This window comes from Dietzia natronolimnaea, from assembly GCF_002289575.1.
Classification (GTDB): Bacteria; Actinomycetota; Actinomycetes; order Mycobacteriales; family Mycobacteriaceae; genus Dietzia; species Dietzia natronolimnaea_A.
Genome location: NZ_NTGA01000001.1, coordinates 27,001 through 46,002, shown reverse-complemented (window position 1 = coordinate 46,002; position 19,002 = coordinate 27,001). Strand labels below are relative to the sequence as shown.

The 19,002-nt window shown below is 71.8% G+C and carries 15 protein-coding genes; 3 read left to right on the top strand and 12 right to left on the bottom strand.

Translation table 11 applies throughout. From position 1 onward, the window contains the following. The first annotated feature begins 6 nt into the window (after nucleotides 1–6). Genes CEY15_RS00215 through CEY15_RS00205 form a run of 3 tightly spaced genes read left to right on the top strand, consistent with a single transcriptional unit; the run spans nucleotide 7 to nucleotide 3,519 of the window. Nucleotides 7–738: a succinate dehydrogenase cytochrome b subunit gene (locus CEY15_RS00215; RefSeq protein ID WP_095716790.1), complete on the top strand. Its 732-nt coding sequence runs from the start codon at nucleotides 7–9 to the stop codon at nucleotides 736–738. Further along, nucleotides 726–2,741, top strand: a complete 2,016-nt coding sequence (locus CEY15_RS00210) for a fumarate reductase/succinate dehydrogenase flavoprotein subunit (RefSeq protein WP_428844174.1) — start codon at nucleotides 726–728, stop codon at nucleotides 2,739–2,741. Before CEY15_RS00215 ends, CEY15_RS00210 begins: the two co-directional genes overlap by 13 nt. 34 nt (nucleotides 2,742–2,775) lie before the next feature. Beyond that, nucleotides 2,776–3,519, top strand: coding sequence for a succinate dehydrogenase/fumarate reductase iron-sulfur subunit (locus CEY15_RS00205; RefSeq protein WP_095716789.1), 744 nt, complete (start codon nucleotides 2,776–2,778; stop codon nucleotides 3,517–3,519). Between the two features lie 28 nt (nucleotides 3,520–3,547). Here CEY15_RS00205 and smc read toward each other — a convergent pair whose 3' ends face one another. The 12 genes from smc to CEY15_RS00145 all read right to left on the bottom strand — a co-directional run bounded on the left by smc (nucleotide 3,548) and on the right by CEY15_RS00145 (nucleotide 18,949). Further along, the gene (smc, locus tag CEY15_RS00200; protein ID WP_095716788.1) at nucleotides 3,548–7,111 is read right to left on the bottom strand and encodes a chromosome segregation protein SMC; all 3,564 of its coding nucleotides are present in this window, start codon (nucleotides 7,109–7,111) and stop codon (nucleotides 3,548–3,550) included. Between the two features lie 26 nt (nucleotides 7,112–7,137). Further along, nucleotides 7,138–9,870 carry a cation-translocating P-type ATPase gene (locus tag CEY15_RS00195; RefSeq protein WP_095716787.1) on the bottom strand — a complete coding sequence of 911 codons (2,733 nt, stop codon included), beginning with the start codon at nucleotides 9,868–9,870 and terminating at the stop codon, nucleotides 7,138–7,140. 90 nt (nucleotides 9,871–9,960) lie between these two features. Beyond that, complete coding sequence (locus tag CEY15_RS00190; RefSeq protein ID WP_095716786.1) at nucleotides 9,961–10,251, bottom strand: acylphosphatase; 291 nt, start codon at nucleotides 10,249–10,251, stop codon at nucleotides 9,961–9,963. Then, a complete protein-coding gene (locus CEY15_RS00185; RefSeq protein WP_017836996.1) occupies nucleotides 10,248–10,712 on the bottom strand; it encodes an OsmC family protein in 465 nt (154 codons plus the stop codon). Before CEY15_RS00185 ends, CEY15_RS00190 begins: the two co-directional genes overlap by 4 nt. A gap of 5 nt (nucleotides 10,713–10,717) precedes the next feature. After that, complete coding sequence (gene mutM / locus CEY15_RS00180) at nucleotides 10,718–11,626, bottom strand: bifunctional DNA-formamidopyrimidine glycosylase/DNA-(apurinic or apyrimidinic site) lyase (protein ID WP_095716785.1); 909 nt, start codon at nucleotides 11,624–11,626, stop codon at nucleotides 10,718–10,720. Between the two features lies 1 nt (nucleotide 11,627). Then, nucleotides 11,628–12,326, bottom strand: coding sequence for a ribonuclease III (rnc, locus tag CEY15_RS00175; RefSeq protein WP_017836998.1), 699 nt, complete (start codon nucleotides 12,324–12,326; stop codon nucleotides 11,628–11,630). Next, on the bottom strand, nucleotides 12,323–12,913 hold the full coding sequence (locus CEY15_RS00170; protein ID WP_095716784.1) for a YceD family protein: 591 nt from the start codon (nucleotides 12,911–12,913) through the stop codon (nucleotides 12,323–12,325). The genes rnc and CEY15_RS00170 overlap by 4 nt, the downstream gene beginning before the upstream one ends. Before the next feature lie 24 nt (nucleotides 12,914–12,937). Then, nucleotides 12,938–13,729, bottom strand: a complete 792-nt coding sequence (locus tag CEY15_RS00165) for a DivIVA domain-containing protein (RefSeq protein ID WP_176474970.1) — start codon at nucleotides 13,727–13,729, stop codon at nucleotides 12,938–12,940. 147 nt (nucleotides 13,730–13,876) lie between these two features. Beyond that, nucleotides 13,877–14,350, bottom strand: a complete 474-nt coding sequence (gene coaD / locus CEY15_RS00160) for a pantetheine-phosphate adenylyltransferase (protein ID WP_095716782.1) — start codon at nucleotides 14,348–14,350, stop codon at nucleotides 13,877–13,879. Next, nucleotides 14,347–14,934, bottom strand: a complete 588-nt coding sequence (gene rsmD, locus CEY15_RS00155) for a 16S rRNA (guanine(966)-N(2))-methyltransferase RsmD (RefSeq protein WP_017837002.1) — start codon at nucleotides 14,932–14,934, stop codon at nucleotides 14,347–14,349. Before rsmD ends, coaD begins: the two co-directional genes overlap by 4 nt. A 29-nt stretch (nucleotides 14,935–14,963) precedes the next feature. Beyond that, nucleotides 14,964–17,237, bottom strand: a complete 2,274-nt coding sequence (recG, locus tag CEY15_RS00150; RefSeq protein WP_095716781.1) for an ATP-dependent DNA helicase RecG — start codon at nucleotides 17,235–17,237, stop codon at nucleotides 14,964–14,966. Beyond that, nucleotides 17,234–18,949 (bottom strand): DAK2 domain-containing protein, encoded by a 1,716-nt coding sequence (locus tag CEY15_RS00145; protein ID WP_095716780.1) that lies wholly within the window; start codon nucleotides 18,947–18,949, stop codon nucleotides 17,234–17,236. Before CEY15_RS00145 ends, recG begins: the two co-directional genes overlap by 4 nt. Between the last annotated feature and the right edge of the window lie 53 nt (nucleotides 18,950–19,002).

Here is a 19,002-nt window from a genome sequence, read left to right as displayed (position 1 = left end):
CCGCGCGTGACCGAGGTCGCTGCTCCGCACGAGCCGGCCGGGGCCCGGAGACCACACCTCCGGCGCGCCCCCGTGGTCGCCACCTGGGCGGCCAAGACGGTCATGGCCGTGACGGGTCTGATCTTCACCTCGTTTGTCGTCGTACACATGATCGGCAACCTCAAGGTCTTCGGCGGCGCGGCCGATTTCGACGGCTACGCCGAGTGGTTGCGGACCCTGCTCTACCCGCTGGTCCCCCACGAGGGCGTGTTGTGGGCGCTGCGGGTGGTGCTGGTGCTGAGCCTGGTGGCGCACATCGGGTGCTCCGTGCTGCTCCTGCGACGCTCGCGGGCGGCGGCGGGCCACCGTCGTCGTCGGGCCGGCCTGACCGCCACCTCCTTCGGCGCCCGGTCCATGATGCTGACCGGTGTCGTGCTGCTGCTGTTCGTGGTCTTCCATGTCCTGGACATGACCACCGGCACGCCTCCTGCGGCCAGTGACTCGTTCGTCCCCGGTTCGGCGTACGCGAATCTCGTGGCCAGCTTCGCCAGGCCCTGGGTGGCGGCGTTCTACGGGATCACCATGGCTCTGCTCGCAGTGCACGTGGCGCACGGCGTGCGGACAGCGGCGGGGGATCTCGGCGTAACGGGGGTCCGGAGTCGCGCGGCGGTGACGGTCATCGGTGGGGTCGCCGCCGTCGCCGTCCTCGTGGGCAACGCCATGATCCCGATCGCCGTCCAGGCCGGATGGCTGTCGTGACCCGCCCACGCACCCCGGGCGAGTCGAGCGCATTCACGCCGCCGCCCGTCACCGCCCCCGGCGCGCGGGCCGGCGACACCCTGACCTCGGGCGCCCCCGGTGGCGAGCCCGCCACGGCCTGGACGCGCCGCCGGGAGTCCTATCCCCTGGTCTCCCCCGGTAACCGGAGTCGCTTCCACGTGGTCGTGGTGGGCACGGGACTGGCGGGCGCGGGAGCGGCGGCCGCGCTCGGCGAGCTGGGGTATCGGGTCACCGCGCTGACCTACCACGACGCTCCGCGGCGCGCGCACTCCGTGGCGGCCCAGGGCGGGATCAACGCGGCCCGCGCGCGGCGGGTCGACGGCGACTCACTGCACCGCTTCGTCGTCGACACGGTCAAGGGTGGTGACTTCCGGGGAAGCGAGGCCGAGGCGTTCAGGCTGGGCGAGGAGTCGGCGCGCGTCATCGACCACTTCTCGGCGATCGGCACCCCGTTCGCCCGGGAGTACGGGGGCGTGTTGTCCACGCGATCGTTCGGCGGGGTGCAGGTCTCCCGGACCTACTACTCCCGCGGACAGACCGGGCAGCAACTCCAGATCGCCGGCACCCAGGCCCTCCAGCGACAGATCCGGGCGGGTTCGGTGCGGTTGCACACCCGCCACGAGATGCTGGATCTGATCGTCGACGACGCCGGATGTCACGGGGTCGTGGTCCGCGATCTCGTCACCGGACGCATCCGCGCCGAGACCGCTCACGCCGTGGTGCTGGCGACGGGTGGCTACGGGAACGTCTTCCACGACTCCACGCTCGCGGTGAACTCCAACGCCTCGGCCGTGTGGCGGGCTCACCAGCGAGGGGCGCTGTTCGCCTCGCCGTCGTTCGTGCAGTTCCACCCCACCGCCCTGCCCAAGGACTCGGCGTGGCAGTCCAAGACCATCCTCATGAGCGAGTCGCTGCGCAACGACGGCCGGATCTGGGTGCCGCTGCGCGCGGGCGACGACCGGCCGCCCGGCGACATCCCGGACTCCGATCGCGACTACTTCCTCGAACGCCGCTACCCCGCCTACGGCAACCTGGTCCCCCGCGACGTGGCCTCACGGGCGATCACGGCGGAGATCCGCGACGGGCGTGGGGTGGGCCCCCGGCACAACTCGGTGTACCTGGACTTCCGGGACGCTCTCGTGGGCGGCGGGCGGCGACGGATCGCCGAACGCTACGGCAACCTCTTCGACATGTACTCCCACGCCACCGGCGAGGACCCGTACTGCGTCCCGATGCGCATCGCGCCCACCTGCCACTTCACCATGGGAGGGCTCTGGAGCGACTACGACCTGCAGACCTCGATCCCCGGGCTGTTCGTGGGCGGCGAATGTGGCTGGGCGTACCACGGCGCGAACCGGCTCGGCGCCAACTCCCTGCTCAGCGCCAGTGTCGACGGGTGGTTCACCCTCCCGTACTCGGTGCCGGCGCACCTGGCCACCCGCCTGGGTGACCACCCACCGGACGACGACGACGAGGTGGTCACCACCGCTGTGGCCCGAGCCCGGGGCCGCGTCGAGGCGCTGCTCGCGGTGGGCGGCTCGACCGGACCCGGGCACTTCCACCGCGAACTGGGCGAGATCCTCTACGCCGGATGCGGGGTCACCCGCACCGCCGAGGGTCTTTCCACCGCGATCGACCGGATCCGCGACCTGCGGACCCGGTTCTGGTCGGACCTCCGGGTGACGGGAACCGGGGGGCACCTCAACCAAGTTCTCGAACTGGCCGGCCGGACGGCCGACTACCTGGAGCTGGCCGAGCTGATGTGCGTCGACGCCCTGGACCGCGACGAGTCGTGCGGTGCCCACTTCCGCGACGAGCACCGGACCCCGGGCGGTGAGGCACTGCGCCGGGACGACCAGTGGCGGTTCGTCTCCGCCTGGGGATCCGAGGGCGACGACCGGGGCGGCCCGCGCACGTTCACCCGCCACGCCGAACCGCTCGACTTCGCCGCGGTCGAGCTCACCACGAGGGACTACCGATGAGATCCACACCCGGGCCGACCAGGAGGACCGCATCGTGAGGCTGACCCTGCGCGTGTGGAGGCAGGCCGGTCCCGAGGAGGCCGGCGCGTACGAGGAGTACCTCGTCCCGGATGCCGAACCGGAGATGAGCCTGCTCGAGCTTCTCGACGTGCTCAACAGCCGATTGATCGACGACGGGCAGGAGCCGGTGGCGTTCGACTCCGACTGCCGGGAGGGCATCTGCGGTGCGTGCGGGGTGAGCGTCGACGGCCGTCCGCACGGCCCCACCGAGAACACCCCCTCGTGCCACCAGCGCCTGGACTCCTACTCCGAGGGCGACACCCTGCGCATCGAGCCGATGCGCTCGGCGGTGTTCCCCGTGATCCGGGACCTCGTCGTGGACCGCTCCGCGCTCGACCAGATCGCCGAGGCCGGGGCCCACGTATCGCTGCCCGCGGGGGCGGCCCCCGACGCCGACGTCACGGCCCAGGGCCACCAGGAGGCGGAGAGCGCACTGGATCTGGCGGCCTGCATCGGCTGCGGCGCGTGTGTGGCCGCCTGCCCCAACGGATCGGCCAACCTCTTCGTGGGTGCCAAGCTGGGGCATCTGGCCCTCATGCCGGTGGCGAGCCGCGAACGCGGCTCCCGGGCACGCGAGATGGTCCGTGCCGCGGATCAGGAGTTCGGGTCCTGCTCCCTCTACGGCGAGTGCTCGACGGTGTGCCCGGCGGGCATCCCGCTCCGGGCGATCGCGATGGTCAACCGGGAGCGTCTCCGCGCGGTGTTCCGGCGCTCCTGACGCCCGGCACCGCGAGGCCCGCCGAACGTCAGCGCATGCGCTGGGAGATCACCTTGGAGATGCCGTCACCCTGCATGGACACCCCGTAGAGCACATCGGCCACGTCCATCGTGGGCTTCTGGTGGGTGATCACGATGAGCTGGCTGGTCTCCCGCAGCTGCTCGAACAATCCGATGAGGCGGCGCAGGTTGGTGTCGTCGAGCGCGGCCTCGACCTCGTCCATCACGTAGAACGGGCTGGGGCGGGCCTTGAAGATCGCCACCAGCATCGCCACGGCCGTCAACGACTTCTCCCCACCCGACAGCAGGGACAGCCGCTTGACCTTCTTCCCCGGCGGCCGGGCCTCCACCTCGATGCCCGTGGCCAGCATGTCCGTGGGGTCCGTGAGGACCAACCGGCCCTCACCGCCGGGGAACAGCACGGAGAACACGTCGCGGAACTCGCGTTCGACGTCCACCCACGCCTCGGTGAAGATCTGCTCGATCCTCTCGTCGACGTCGTCGATCACCCCTTCGAGGTCGGCCCGGGCCTTCTTGACGTCGTCGAGCTGGGTGGACAGGAACGCGTACCGCTCCTCGAGAGCGGCGAACTCCTCGAGCGCCAGCGGATTGACCTTGCCCAGAGTCGCGAGATCCTTCTGGGCCTGCTTCAGCCGACGCTCCTGCTCGGCACGGTGGTAGGGCATCGGCGGGGGCGGGGTGACGTCCTCACCGCGCTCGCGGGCCGCCTCGTACTCCTCGATCTCCAGCGCGGACGGTGGAAGCGGCACCTCCGGCCCGTACTCCGCGACCAGTGCCTCGGGCTCGATGCCATGACGCTCCAGCACCGCGGACTCCAGTTCGGACACCTTGACCTCGAGCTGGGCCCGGACGATCTCGTCGCGGTGCGCGGCGTCGCCGAGTCTGGTGACCTCGGATTCCGCTGCCGCGAGTTCGGTCCGGAGCGCGGCCGCCCGGTCGGAGGCCTCCGTCCGCGCGGACGCCAGCCGGTCACGTTCTGCGCCGGCCGAGGCGATCAGCTCGTCGAGCCGGGCCAGCAGCCGCCCGCTCAGCTCGTCCACCACTCCGGCGACCTCGGCGCCGCGCCGACGTGCCGCGGCGGCCCGCGCCGCGCGGGCCCTGGATTCCCGCTCGGATTGGGCGGCTCTGCGCAGCGAGGCGGACTTCCCTCGGACCCCGGACGCGCGCTCCTCCGCCGACCGGTGCGCCAAGCGGGCCTCGAGCTCGGCCGCCCGGGCGGCGGCGACCTCCGCCTGGGCGGCGACCCGCCCGTCGTCCGCGGGGAGCTCGACCCCGTCGTCGTCCCCGGCGCGGGCGAGGCGGTCGGTGAGTTCGGCGTGTTCGGCGCGGGACGCATCGAGCTTGTCGACGGCCATCCTCCGGGCCTGTTCGAGGCGCCGCACCTCCGCCTCGGCGCGCCGACGTCGCGTGCCGATCCTCGCGAGCTCGGCGTAGATCTCCTCGATCGCCGCGTCGGACTCGCTGATCGCGGCGAGGGACTCGGAGAACCGGTCCGCCCGTTCGAGGTCCTCCGCCTCGGCGCCGGCGAGTTCCGCGCGGGTGGTCTCGATCTCGGCCCGCACGGCGTCCCTCTGCGCGACGGCCGCGTCGATGGCGGACTGGAGCTCGAGTCCCGTCCGGCCGGCGGCCGACCCCCCGACGGTCCATCCCGCACCCGCGATCTCGCCGTCCCTGGTCACCGCGCGAACGCGTCGATCGGCCTCCACCTGAGCGTGGGCACCGGCCAGGTCGTCGACCACCACCACGTCCACCAGCAGTGCCGTGACCGCGGCCACGAGGTCCGCGGGGACCTCGACCACGTCGAGAGCCCACCGCGCACCGGGGACCAGATCCGCCTCCAGGCGGTAGTCGTCGCCTGCGGTCCCCCCGCCCACCAGACCGGCTCGACCCGCGTCGGCCTCACGCAGCGCGACCAGGACCGAGCGGCGGTCGACGCCGCGGTCGACGACGACGGCGTCGACTGCCGGCCCGAGTGCCACGCCCACCGCGCGCTCCCATCCCGGTTCCACGCCGAGCAGCTCCCCGACGGTGCCCGCGGACTTCTCCGGGCCCAGGTGGCGCAGGACCCAGTCAGCACCGTCACCGGCCCCCTTGTTCTGCTCGAGCGTCTCGATCCTGGCGGCCAGTCTGGCGATCCGCTGGTCCGCCTCCCGCTCACTCGCCTGCAACTCGGCCAGGCGCGCCCGGGCCGCGAGGTGCGCGCGTTCGGCTCGCCCCAGGTGTTCGTCGAGGGTGCGTTCGCCCTCGGCGTGGACGTCGACACGGGCGTGGACGGCGTCGAACTCGGCCTCGGCGTCCGCCACGGCCGAGCGCGCGTTCTCCGATTCCGCGTCGAGACGCGCGATCTCCGCCTCGGTCGACTCGACCCGGGCGGCGAGCGTCTCCACCTTGCCCGCGAGCCGCGCCGCTCCCTCGCGGCGGTCGGCGATGGCGCGCACGGCCTTGAGGTGTTCGGCCTCTAACCCGGCCAGGGTGGCCTCGGCCGACTTCAGGGCTTCCGTCGCCCGGCCTGCCCGGTCCGCGGCGCGGGCGACCTCGGCCGCCAACTCCTGCTCGTGCGCCTCGGCGCGGTCGGCCTGTCGATCCAACTCGTCGGGATCGGTGCCGTGGTGGACTGCCGACTCCGCTGCGAGAGACCGCGCGCGATCGGCCGCGATGCGGGCGGTGGCGCGGGCCCGTTCGGCCAGCGTGGACAGGGCGAACCACCGTTGCTGGGCCGCGTCGGCCTCCGGGGAGAGCCGGTCGAGCCTGGTCTGGGTCCGGCCGACCGACGCGGCGAGGTCGTCCCGCCGATCGACGGCCGCGGCCACCTGCCCGGAGAGCCGCGCCCGCACGCTCTCCGCGTCCGCCAGTTCGGCGCGCCGGGTCACCAGGTCGTCCGCGGCCAACCGGAACGTCGCGTCGCGGAGGTCGGCCTGGACGGACTGGGCCCGCCGCGCCACCTCCGCCTGACGCCCGAGCGGCTTGAGTTGACGGCGCAGTTCGCCCGTGAGGTCGGTCAGCCGATCGAGATTGCCCTGCATCCCGGCGAGCTTGCGCTGGGCCTTCTCCTTGCGGCGGCGGTGCTTGAGGATCCCGGCGGCCTCCTCGATGAAGGCCCTGCGCTCCTCGGGTTTGGACTCGAGGATCTCGGCGAGCTTGCCCTGGCCCACGATCACGTGCATCTCTCGCCCGATGCCCGAGTCCGAGAGCAGCTCCTGGACGTCCATCAGCCGGGCACGGTCCCCGTTGATCTCGTACTCGGCCGCGCCGTCGCGGAACATCCGGCGGGTCAACGACACCTCGGCGTAGTCGATCGGCAGGGTGCCGTCGGAGTTGTCGAGGGTGAGAGTGACCTCCGCGCGACCGAGCGGCGACTTGCCGGCGGTCCCGGCGAAGATCACGTCCTGCATCTTGCCGCCGCGCAGCGACTTGGCGCTGTGCTCCCCCATCACCCAGGTCAGGGCGTCCACGACGTTGGACTTGCCGGAGCCGTTGGGGCCGACGACGCAACAGATGCCGGGCTCGAACCTCAGGGTCGTGGGCGCCGCGAAGGACTTGAAGCCCTTGAGCGTCAGCGACTTGAGGTACACGGATGTCGATCCTATGGCACGGCCGGCTACCGCCCCGGAGCCGCGACCCCTGCGGCGGCGATCGCGGCCGCGCGCCGGCGGGCCGCCGGTGCCACCGCCAGCTTGTGGATCTCGGACACCGCGATGACCGTGGCGCCGACGGCCACACACAGCACCCACTCACCGGGGCTCAGCGCGCTCAGGCCCATCGGGCCGGCCAGGACCGGCCAACTCACCACCATCACCTGCAGGCAGGCGGCGACCGCCGTGGCGGCCAGTAGCAGCGGGTTCGCCAAGGGGTTGAGGGTGAACACCGAGCGACGCAACGCCCGGGCGTTCATCACCTGGAAGAAGCTCGCCGCCACCAGCACCGTCAGCGCGAGTGAGCGGGCGTGGTCGGTCTCGATCCCGTCCCAGATCGCGCGCTCGTAGACCACCAGCGTCACGACGGCTATCCACACCCCGCTCAGCGCGGTCCGCCACCACATGGGGGCGTCGAGGACACCCTCACCGAGATTGCGGGGAGGCACCTCCAGCTCGTCGCCCTCGCCGGGCTCGAACGCGAGGGCGATCACCTGTATCCCGGACGTCACCAGGTTCGCCCACAGCATCTGGACCGGCAGGAGGATCAGGGGGGAATCGGTGAAGACGTTCACCGCGACCGCGAGCAGCGCCGCGATCGCCGTCGACAGGAGGAAGAAGGTGGCCTTGCGGATGGTCGCGAAGGTGACCCGCCCCTCCTCCACGGCGTGGACGATAGTGCTGAAGTCGTCGTCCGTGAGCACGATGTCGGAGGCCTCGCGGGCGACGTCCGTGCCCGAGTCGCCCATCGCGACCCCGATGGAGGCGACGCGGAGTGCGGGCGCATCGTTGACACCGTCCCCGGTCACCGCGACCACGTTGCCCATCGCCATGAGCTGCTCGACGATCCGCATCTTGTCCTGTGGCGACACCCGGGCTGCGACCGTCGCATCCGCCAGCCGGGCCCGGAGCATCGCGTCGTCAAGGCCCGCGATCTCGGCACCGGTCAGTGGGGGCGTGCCGGTGTCCAGCCCGAGCCGCCCGGCGATCGCGGCGGCCGTCGCCGGATGATCACCGGTGATCATCACCACCCGGATCCCCGCCGACCGGCATCCGGCGATCGCCTCCTGCACGCCTGGGCGTGGTGGATCGGTCATCCCCTCCAGGCCGAGGAAGATCAGGTCCTCTGGAGCTCCCTCGAGGGTGTCACCGGCCAGCCGCGGATCCCCGTCCTCGAGCTCCCGGCGGGCCGTGGCGAGCACCCGCAGCCCCTTCGAGCCCAGGGCCTCGTTGGCGGCGAGGACGGCGGCCCGATCGAGGGTCGTGGTACCCCCTGCGGTGAGCATGCTCGAGCACATCGCGGAGACCGCGTCGGGCGCGCCCTTGACGTACAGCACCGGCCGACCGCCCTCCCTCCGGATCGTCTGCGAGAACCCGAGCTCGGGCTCGTACGGCATGTGCGCCACCGGTGCGGTGGCCCGTTCGTTCGGCGTGACGGCGCCCAGTCGCACCGCCACCGCGGCCATCGCCGCGTCCACCGCGTCGCCCGTGAAGCGAAGGGGGTCGTCCCGCGTCGGGACGGCCTCGTTGGTCAGCGCGCCCGCGCGTAGGGCGGACTCCGCGACGGCGCTGATGCGCCCGGTGTCGGCGCCGACCCCGGTCGCGGCGTCGACAGCGATCTCCCCCTCCGTGGTCCACAGCCGTTCCACGGTGAGCAGGTTCTGTGTCAGGGTCCCGGTCTTGTCCGACCCGATCACCGTCGTGGACCCGAGTGTCTCCACCGACGGCAGATGCCGCACGATCGCGTTGCGCCGCGCCATCCGGGCCACACCCACGCTCATCGCCACGGTGAGCACCACGGGTAGCGCCTCGGGGATCGCGGAGACCACGAGAGCCACCGCGGTCCGGAACATCAGCGAGACGTCGTGCCCGAGCGCGAGCCCGGCGGCGAAGACGCCCAGCGCGGAGATCCCCACGATCAGGCCGATCCACCGCTCCATGGAGTGGATCAGGGCGGTGAGCGGTGCCGCCGCCGCGGTGTCCTGGACCAGCTCGTTGATGGCCCCGAGTTCGGTGCCCGCGCCGGTGCCGACCACGACACCAGTCGCACGGCCCGACGAGACGAGCGAGCCGCTGAACGCCATGCCGGTCCGGTCACCGGTCGGCGCCTCGGGGGCGACCGGATCCGTGTCCTTGTCCGTGGCCAGGGACTCGCCTGTGAGCATCGACTCGTCGACACGCAGGGACACCGCCTCGATCAGCCGAAGATCGGCCGGGACGCGATCGCCGCTGTCGAGGTGCACGAGGTCTCCGGGCACCAGAGCGGCCGAGTCGATGGTCTGGACGTGACCGTCCCGGCGCACGCGGGCGGTGGGTGAGGCGAGGGATTGCAGGGCCCGGACCTCTGTCTCCGCCTTGCGCTCCTGCCAGAACCCGATCGCCGCGTTGAGCACGACCGCCGCTGTGATCGCGGCGGTGTCCACCAGGTGACCCTGCACCAGGGTGATGGCGGCGCAGACCATCAGGAACAGGACCAGGGGGCTTCGGAACTGCCGGAGCAGCACCCGCCAGGCGGCGGTCGCGTCGGTCGCCTCCAAGCGGTTTGGGCCGTGGCGCTCCAGACGGTGCGTCGCCTCCTCAGAGGTCAGTCCCGTGGTGCCGGCGCCCACCCGGTCGAGTACGTCCGGCACCTCCAGTGCGTGCCAGGCGACGGCGGTCACGCCACCGTCTCCGGTGCCTGAGGTCCTGAATGAGGTCATGGTCCGGTCCTCCGATCTGTCTCACACATCGCGATCGGTCCACCCCCAGCATGCCCCTGACCCGTTCCGGGCCCCCGGCCGAGGGTGCGTTCAGCGCTCGCGGAATCCGGTCAGGTCCCCCCGGGCCCGGTCCCAGGAGTCCACCACGAGCTCCACCGTGCCCGGTCCGTCCCCGCCCCGCAGCAGCTCGACGAGCTGGAGGCACGCCCGGCGGGGCCCCTCCGCCACGACGTGGACCCGTCCGTCCGGTTTGTTGGCCGCGTAGCCCACGAGCCCGAGTTCGAGTGCTCTGGACCGCGTCCACCACCGGAAACCCACGCCCTGCACGTGGCCGTGGACCCAGGCCACCAGCCGGACCGGGTCGGGCGCCGGTGGGGTCACGGCGCGTCACCACCGGTGTCGAACCGCAGCCCGATCTCCGTGCCCGCGGTGAGGGTCCGGCCGACCGTGCAGGTGGCGTCGACCGACCGACGGATCATGCCGAGCACCCGGTCCGCCATCGCCGGGTCGAGCCCGGACAGGTCGAGTTCGTAGGTCTCCTCCAGTCGCGGGTACCGCTCGTCCTCGCGGTCGGCGTCGCCGGAGACGCGGACGGTCGCGGCATAGTCATCACCCAGGCGGCGCGAGATCGTGAAATCCGAGGCCATCGCCGTGCACGCGCCGAGCGCGATCTTGAGCAGTTCCCCCGGGGTGAACACCCCCTCGACGTCCGCCGATCCGATCTCGACCCTCGCGCCCCGCGAAGAGTGTCCCACGTACCGCCGGGTCCCGATCCGCTCCACCCGGAGATCGGTGGCGGGCGGCGGGGACTGAGAAGTGTCGTCCTTACCGGTCATCGTCATGTCGGTCATCGTACGGAGCGGGGCCGCCGCGCCACAGCCCGCCGGGGCGGCCTCTGGCAGCCCGGGCAGAAGTGCGAACCACGGTTCATGAACTCCTCCCGGACCACCGGCGTCCCGCATCGCGCGCACGGCCTCCCCGCCTGCCCGTAGACGTCGAGGGACCTGTCGAAGTACCCGGACGCGCCGTTGACGTTGACGTACAGCGCGTCGAACGACGTGCCCCCGGCGTCCAACGCATCGGACATCACTTCGCGGGCGTGGCCCAGGAGCCCGCGGACGGTGCTCAGCGTCAACGATCCGGCGCGCCGACGGCCGTGGACACCGGCACGCCAGAGTGCCTCGTCCGCGTAGATATTGCCGATGCCCGAGACCACGGTCTGGTCCAACAGGAGCCGTTTGATCTCGGTGTCCCGGCGCCGGATCGCCCGCGCGGTGGCCAGCTCGCCGAAACCCGGCTCGAAGGGGTCGGCGGCCACGTGGGCGGCCGGCGCGGGCAGGAGCACCCCGGTGCCGTCGGCGGCCTCGGCCAGGGGAACGACGGTCCATCCGCCGAACGTCCGCTGGTCCACGAACCGCAGTTCCCTGCCGTCGTCGAGTCGGGCGCGGGCGTGCAGATGCCGTACCCGTGGCGCGTCAGTGGCCGTGACCAGCATCTGACCGCTCATCCCGAGGTGGACCAGCAGGCAGTCGGCCCCGGCGGTGTGGTCACCGTCCAGCGTCAGCCACAGGTACTTGCCGCGCCGGCCGGCACCGGTCACCACCTGATCTCGCAGCCGGGCGACGATCTCCGCCGGGCCGCCGGGCTGCCGGCGGGCCGTGCGGGCGCCGGTCACGTCGACGTCGAGGATCCGACGGCCCACCACGTGGGTCTCGAGGCCGCGACGCACCACCTCGACCTCGGGTAGCTCCGGCATGTCAGCCCGTGGCCCGGTCCAGAGCCGCCCATGCCTGCTCGGCGGCCTTCTGCTCGGCCTCCTTCTTGGTCCGGCCGACGCCCTCGCCCAACGGGTCGTCGCCGACCAGCGCCACCGCGGAGAAGGTCTTGTCGTGGTCCGGTCCGGTGGAGGTGATCTCGTACCGGGCCTTGGGCCGGCCGAGGGCCGCGCACTTCTCCTGCAGGCTGGTCTTCCAGTCGAGCGCCGCCCCCAGGGTGGGGACCACCCGGAGGCGATCGCCGATGATCCCTTCGACGATCCCCCGCGCCACCTCCAGCCCGTGGGTCAGGTACACGGCGCCGAAGACGGCCTCCAGCGTGTCGGCCAGGATCGAGTGCTTGTCCCGACCGCCGGTCAGCTCCTCTCCCCTACCGAGCCGCAGGAGCGCCCCCAGCCCCTCCGGGCCCAGCTCGCGGGCGATGTCGGCCAGGACGTAGGTGTTGACCAGGCTGGCGCGGATCTTCGCGAGATCACCCTCCGGCCGATCCGGGTACGCGGTGTAGAGGTGTTCGGTCACGACGAGTTCCAGCACCGCGTCGCCGAGGAACTCGAGCCGCTCGTTGTGCGGGAGTCCCCCGTGCTCGTAGGCGTACGACCGGTGGGTCAGCGCCTGTGCGGACAGCTCCGCGGGGAGCTGGACACCCAGGACCGCGCCGAGTTCCGGGGAGGGGTCCGTCACCGGGCACCCTCGTCGGTCCCGGGGTCGGCGAACTTCTCGGCCAGACCGGCCCATCGCGGATCGATGCGTCCCTCGGTGTCGCCGGAGACCCCGTCCGGCGCGGGGGTGTCGGGGTTGACGCAGCCACTGTGGCCGTAGTCCGTGCACGTGGGCGACATCGGGAACTCCAGGCCGAAGGCGTCGACCAGAGCCGGTTCCAGGTCCAGCAGATCGCCGTCGAGCAGACGCACCTCGTCCTGCTCCACCCCGGCGGCCGCGGCCGTGCCCTCGGCGGCGTACATCTCCGTCAGATCCACGGAGACCTCGGTGGTGAACTCGCCGAGACACCGTGCGCACTCCACCTCAGCGCATCCGGCGACGGAGCCGGTCACCAGGACGCCCTCCTCGACGAAGGTCAGGTCCAGGTCCAGGTCGACCTCGTCCCCCTCGGGGATGCGGATCAGCTCGACCCCGATCGACGACGGCAGCACCGCAGCGCGCCGGACCTGCGTCATCGCGCCCGGGGTCCGGGTGATGCTGCGGGTGTCGAGGACGAGGGAATCGGCGGCCGGGCGGCCTTGATGTCGGGGGCGAGAGGTGGTGGACACGCCCAGCAGACTACCCGCCGTCGATCAGTAACCCCCGTACCCGTCGCCGTACTGATCGCCCTCGCGCCCCCCGCGGCGGCCGGGGGCCTCACGACGGCCGACCGGGGCGACCCCGTGGAGTTCTTCGCGCCCGCGGGACACGGTGCGGAGGGTCGAGCCGAGGAACTCCTCGAACCGCGCCATCTTGTCGTCGATGTAGGCGTCGCACTCCTCACGCCGACGATCGCTCTCCGCGTGCGCGGCGTCCCGGATCCTGCTGGCCTCCTCGTCGGCGATCCGGACGACCTCGGACTCCGACAGCATCCGCTGCTGCTCTTGGCGGGCCTCGGTGATGGTGCGGTCGTAGATGATGTTGGCCTGTTCCACCAGCCGGTCGGACTCGGCGCGGGCGCGGGAGGTGGTCGATTCGGCTTCGCGGCGGGACCGGTCGAGCAGGTCGGCGGACTCCGCGCGGGCGTCGCCCACGAGCCCGTCGGCGTGCGCCGTGGCCTCGGCGACCATGCGGTCGGCCCGCGCCTTGGCGTCGGCGAGCATCGAGTCCGCGTCCGCGCGGGCCTCGCGCAGGGTGCGCTCGGCCTCGGCATCGGCGGCCGAGACCGTGTCGCGGGCGGTCGCATCGGCCTCGGCGAGCACGCTGTCGCGCTGGTCCAGCACGTCCTGCGCGTCGTCGAGCTCGCCGGGGAAGGAGTCCCGTATGTCATCGAGCAACAGCAGGGACTCGTGCCGGGGTACCACGCAGTTCGCGGTCATGGGCAGACTGCGGGCGTCCTCGATCATCGCGTTCAGCTCGTCGAGGGCCTGGAACACTCGGTACACGCTCGTCCCTTCACCGGATCGTCACTCTTGCCACACCAGTGTGCCCGTAAGCCGCCTTCCAGGGCCGGTGCGGCGGCGGTGTGTCCGGTGGTCCGCGATACTTAACGCCCCGCAGCGGGCAGGACCCCCGGTGCCGGGCGCCACGGTTCAGCCGAGCCGCTCCTTCAGCGCCCGGGCGACGGGATCCGGCAGGAGATGCGAGACGTCCCCGCCCAGGCGCGTGACCTCGCGGCACAACGAGGAGGAGACGAAGGCCAGGTCCGCCCGGGTCGGCAGGAACACGGTGTCCACCCGCGCTATCGACCGGTTCATGTGGGCCATCGGCAATTCGTAGTCGTAGTCGGTCGAATCGCGCAGACCCTTGATCACCGCGGTGGCGCCCGTCTCGCGACAGTAGTCGACGAGCAGTCCGTAGAAGCTGTCCACGCGGACGCCGGTCAGGTCCGCGCAGACCTCCTCGATGAGCGCCTTACGCTCATCGATGGTGAACGTCCCCTGCTTGTTGGGATTGGCCACCACGCACACGATCACGTCGTCGAACAGGTCCGCAGCCCTCCGGATGATGTCGAGGTGCCCGAGGGTCACCGGGTCGAACGAGCCTGGGCACACGACGGTGGTCATCGGGCGACCGTATCAACCGGGCGGGCGATCTCGACGGCGGTCTCCCCGTAGGTCCGCTCGAACTCCACCTCGTATCCGGTGGGCCACCGCACCGCCGGGTCACGCCTGGACCTCTCCCACACCACGAGGGCGTCCCCGGCGAGCCAGCCCCCGTCCGCCAACGCCTCCAGGACGGGAGCGTCGAGGTCCCCCGAGCGCTCGTACGGCGGGTCGGCCAGAACCAGGTCGAAGCCTCCGGCGACGGGGCACGGCCCGGCGACGGCGGCGGGCAGCGCCGCCCGCCTGACGGTCGGCCGGACCGACGGGAACGACGACGACAGGCCCGACGTGTTCGCGCGGATCGTCGCGACGGCCCGGGGGTTGTCCTCGACGAACCACACCACGTCCGCGCCCCGGGAGACCGCCTCCAACCCGAGCGCGCCGGACCCCGCGAACAGGTCCAGCACTGCGGCGCCGTCCAGGTCCATGCGACTCACGATCGCGCTGAACAGGGCCTCGCGGACACGGTCGGTAGTGGGCCTGGTCCCCGCGGGCGGAACGGTGATCGAGCGCCCGCGCAGGCGGCCCGAGATGATGCGGGTCATGGATCCCCCGATGGTCGAGATGCTGGTGGTCAGTATTTGAACAGGTAGTCCGACTCGTCCGAGCCGGACAGTCGACGGACCCGCTCGGCCAACGCCGGGTGCTGGTCGAGTCCGGGATCGGAGTCGAGGATCTCCTCGGCGTGACGGCGTGCGATCTCGATGACCTCGCCGTCGTCGACGACGGACAGCAGTCGGAGCGAGGCCAATGCACCCGACTGGGCGTCTCCCAGGACATCTCCCTCACGGCGCTGCACCAGGTCGAGCTGCGCCAGCACGAATCCGTCCGTGGTGGCGGCGACCGCGCCCAGTCGTTCCATCGACTTCCCCCCCTCGCGGGCGTTGGTCACCAGGAGGCAGAGCCCGGGCAGGCCACCCCGACCCACTCGGCCCCGGAGCTGGTGGAGTTGGCTTACGCCGAACCGGTCGGCGTCCATCACCACCATCACGGTGGCCTCCGGGACGTCCACCCCGACCTCGATCACGGTCGTCGACACCAGGACGTCCAGATCACCGGCGGCGAACGCACTCATGGTCGACTCCTTCTCCTCGGGAGGAAGTCGGCCGTGCATGAGACCGAGGCGGAGTCCGGCCAGTGGCCCGGTGGACAGGTACTCGTAGAGGTCCACGGCGGCGACCAGAGGGGGCCGGTCACTCCCGCGGTCGTCGTCCCCTCCGGACGTACCACCCGGGGCGTCGCCGGTGTCGGCGTCGATCCGCGCACACACGATGTACGCCCGGTGGCCCGCTTCGACCTCCTCCCGCACCCGTTCCCAGACTCGCTGCACCCAGCGCGGCTTGTCCCGGGCCGGCACGACCGAGGTGGAGATGGGCCTGCGGCCGCCGGGGAGCTCGTCCAGTTCCGAGACCTCCAGGTCGCCGAAGACGGTCATCGCGATGGTGCGGGGGATCGGCGTCGCCGTCATCACCAGCAGGTGTGGGACCGTTCCGTCCCGCCCCTTGGCGCGGAGCCGATCGCGCTGACGGACCCCGAAGCGGTGTTGCTCGTCGACCACCACCAGTCCCAGGTCGAAGAAGTCCACCGAGTCCTGGATGAGCGCGTGCGTGCCCACGACGATCCCGGCCTCACCGGTGACGATGTCCAGGAGCGCCGCCCGCCGCTCCGCGGTGGACATGGACCCCGTCAACAGCACGACCCTGGTGGCCTCGTCGGCGGCGCCCAGCCGGCCCCGCTCCCCCAGATCGCCGAGCATGGCCGTCAGCGAACGGTGGTGCTGGGTGGCCAGGACCTCCGTGGGGGCGAGCATCACGCACTGACGACCCGCGTCGACCACCTGGAGCATCGCGAGCAGCGCGACGATCGTCTTACCGGAGCCGACCTCCCCCTGCAGGAGGCGGTTCATCGGTTCGTCCAGGGCGAGGTCGGTGGAGATCTCCTCCAGCACGGCGGTCTGCCCGGCGGTGAGCTCGAACGGCATCCGCGCCTCCATCGCGGCGCGGACGCCGTCCGGGCGCACCGGACTGGCCGGCGCGGGGTCGCGGGCGACCGCGCGGCGCCGGGCTCCCAGGAGCAGTTGCAGCGCGATGGCCTCGTCGAACCGGAGGCGGTACCCGGCCCTGTCGGCGTCCTTGACGGTCTCCGGCAGATGGGCCTTGCGTAGCGCCTCGTCGAGGCCCATCAGACCGCCGGCCGCCAGCACCGTGTCGTCGAGGGGGTCGACGACGGGGACCAGGGCACGGATCGCGGTCACTACCGCTCCGAGCAGGTCCCACGACGTCACACTCTTGCTGGCCGAGTAGATCGGAAGAAGGGGGCGGTCGAACAGACTCGGGCCACCCTCGGCGTCGATCTCGGCCGACAACCGGGCCAGGGCGGCGAGATCACCCGAGCCCTTGAGCTCACGACCCGGACCCGAGACAGAGTGCAGGACAAGGAACTCCGGGTGGGTGAGGTCCAGGGACTGGCGGAACCGTGACACGGTCCCGTCGAACATCGCCACCGTGCCCACCGGGAGCATGAACTTGATCTTGCGTCCGGCGAAGTAGACCACCTTGAACGTGGTGTCCTCGTCCTCCACCGTGAGCGTGAGCATCTCCCGCGACTGGCCCTGCTTGGTGGTGTAGTTGCGGGTCGTTGAGGTGGTGACCGTCCCGATGATCGTGACCCGCTCGCCCTCGACGAGTTCCCGCTTGTCGTAGCGCTGCCCGTGCTGCCGGTAGCGGCGGGGCAGGGTGTGGAGCAGGTCGCCGACGGTCCGGTGACCGAAGGCCGTGTTGATCCGCTCGGCAAGCCCGGCGTCGAGGACCTCCCCCAGCACCGTGTCCGTGGTGACGAACGCGGTCATTCGACCCCGACGTGGGCGAGCACGCGGCCTGGGCCGGCCGCGTATCCGGCGACCTCCACGTCAGGGTGCCCGTGGCGGATCCTGGCCAGAGCGGTCTCGGTCGCGGCGTCGTCGTACTCGGAGCCGAGCAGAAGGGTCACCAGCTCACCGCCGGAGGAGAGCAGGCGGTCCGCGAGCGCGCACACCGCGTCCACCGGGTCCGTCTCGATGAGGGCGACATCGTGGCCCACCATGCCGAGGAGATCACCGGCCTCGCAGCGACCCACCAACGTGAGCGCGTCGTGTTGGGCCCGTACCAGATGGGCGTGCCGGGTGGCCGCCGCCGCATCCGCCATACCGAATCCGTCCAGCGACAGGGTTGTCGAGGGGTCGTGGACCGCGAGGGCGGACAATCCCTGGACGACGGAACCCGTCGGGAGGATGAGGGCGTTGCCGTCGACGTCGCGCAGCGCGGCGTCGAGTGCCTCGATCTGGGCCCTGGGCAGCTCGCCATTGGGCAACACGAGCAACTCGTCCGCGGACAACGCGAGCACGGCGTCGATCACCCCGCCCTCGTCCGCATCGACCGTGCGCGCTCCCGCCTCCGAGAACAACTCGGCCAGTGGCCCGTTCGGGACGATCGCCACCACGACCCGCTCGAGTTCGCGCACCACCCGGTCCCCGGCATCCCCGGCGGCAGCCCGTCGTCCGTGCCCGGTCGACGGGCTGCCGCCCACCGGGTTCAACATGTCCGTCACACGGATCTCGGTGACGCGCCCGAGGGACAGTGCGACCTCGACCGCCGATCCGATGTCGTCGGTGTGGACGTGCACCGCCCAGCGGGCGTTGTCGCCGGTTCCGCCGTCGCCGACGACCACCACGCTGTCGCCCAGGGTCCGGAGCGCCGATCTGAGTTCATCGGCCCGCGCGTCGTCGGAATGGGTCAGGGAGTACATGACCTCGTACCGGGTGTCAGAGGAGGCCTCCGGCGCGCCCCCGTCGGTGCCGTCGCAGCCGGTGGACGGTTCGGTGAACGGATCGTCGGGGACGAAGTAGTCGGGCCGCTCCGGCGCCTGTCCCCCCAGCACCTCCACCATGGTGTCGAGCAGAACCAACAGGCCCCTGCCGCCCGCGTCCACGACGCCGGCCCGGGCGAGCGCGGGCAGTTGGGAGGTCGTGCGGTCGAGGGCCTGGGCCCCCGCGTCCGCAGCCGATCGCGCGACCTCGATGAGCGAGTTGGCCGACGACCGGCCGGCGCCCGCGGCCGCCTCGCGGAGCACGGTCACGATGGTTCCCTCGACCGGATCGCTCAGCGCGTGGTCCACGAGGGTGACCGCCGTACGGAGAGCTCGGCGGTAGGTGGAGGCGTCGACGACCGTGAACGTCGCCGCCTCGCCGACCGCCCGCAGGACCTGGGACAGGATGACGCCGGAGTTGCCCCGAGCGCCGTGGACGGCCCCGTGACCGAGCGCCACGGCGATCTCACGGGCACCGGCACTCCCCCCGCCCTCGGAGATCCATGCCTCCTCGCCCTCGGCGCGGTCCACGGCGGCTCTCATCGTGTAGAGCAGATTGGTCCCCGTGTCGGAGTCCGGGACCGGGAAGACGTTGAGGGCGTTGATCTCCTCGCGATGGGTCGCGAGGTGTTCCACGCACCGGCGGGCCCAGCCCAGGAGCCCGTGGGCGTCCAGCGATGACGGACGTTCCTCGACACTCATCGCCTCGTGTGCCATCACCCCTCCTCGGCGCCGTTGACCCCAGCAGTCCGACTCCGTCGGCCGGCCCG

Bases quoted from the DNA above. Each gene is read 5' to 3' on its own strand.
- CEY15_RS00210 (WP_428844174.1), top strand. From the start codon at position 726: ATGGCTGTCGTGACCCGCCCACGCACCCCGGGCGAGTCGAGCGCATTC.
- CEY15_RS00195 (WP_095716787.1), bottom strand. From the start codon at position 9,870: ATGACCTCATTCAGGACCTCAGGCACCGGAGACGGTGGCGTGACCGCC.
- CEY15_RS00185 (WP_017836996.1), bottom strand. From the start codon at position 10,712: ATGACGATGACCGGTAAGGACGACACTTCTCAGTCCCCGCCGCCCGCC.
- mutM (WP_095716785.1), bottom strand. From the start codon at position 11,626: ATGCCGGAGCTACCCGAGGTCGAGGTGGTGCGTCGCGGCCTCGAGACC.
- coaD (WP_095716782.1), bottom strand. From the start codon at position 14,350: ATGACCACCGTCGTGTGCCCAGGCTCGTTCGACCCGGTGACCCTCGGG.
- rsmD (WP_017837002.1), bottom strand. From the start codon at position 14,934: ATGACCCGCATCATCTCGGGCCGCCTGCGCGGGCGCTCGATCACCGTT.
- recG (WP_095716781.1), bottom strand. From the start codon at position 17,237: ATGACCGCGTTCGTCACCACGGACACGGTGCTGGGGGAGGTCCTCGAC.
- CEY15_RS00145 (WP_095716780.1), bottom strand. From the start codon at position 18,949: ATGGCACACGAGGCGATGAGTGTCGAGGAACGTCCGTCATCGCTGGAC.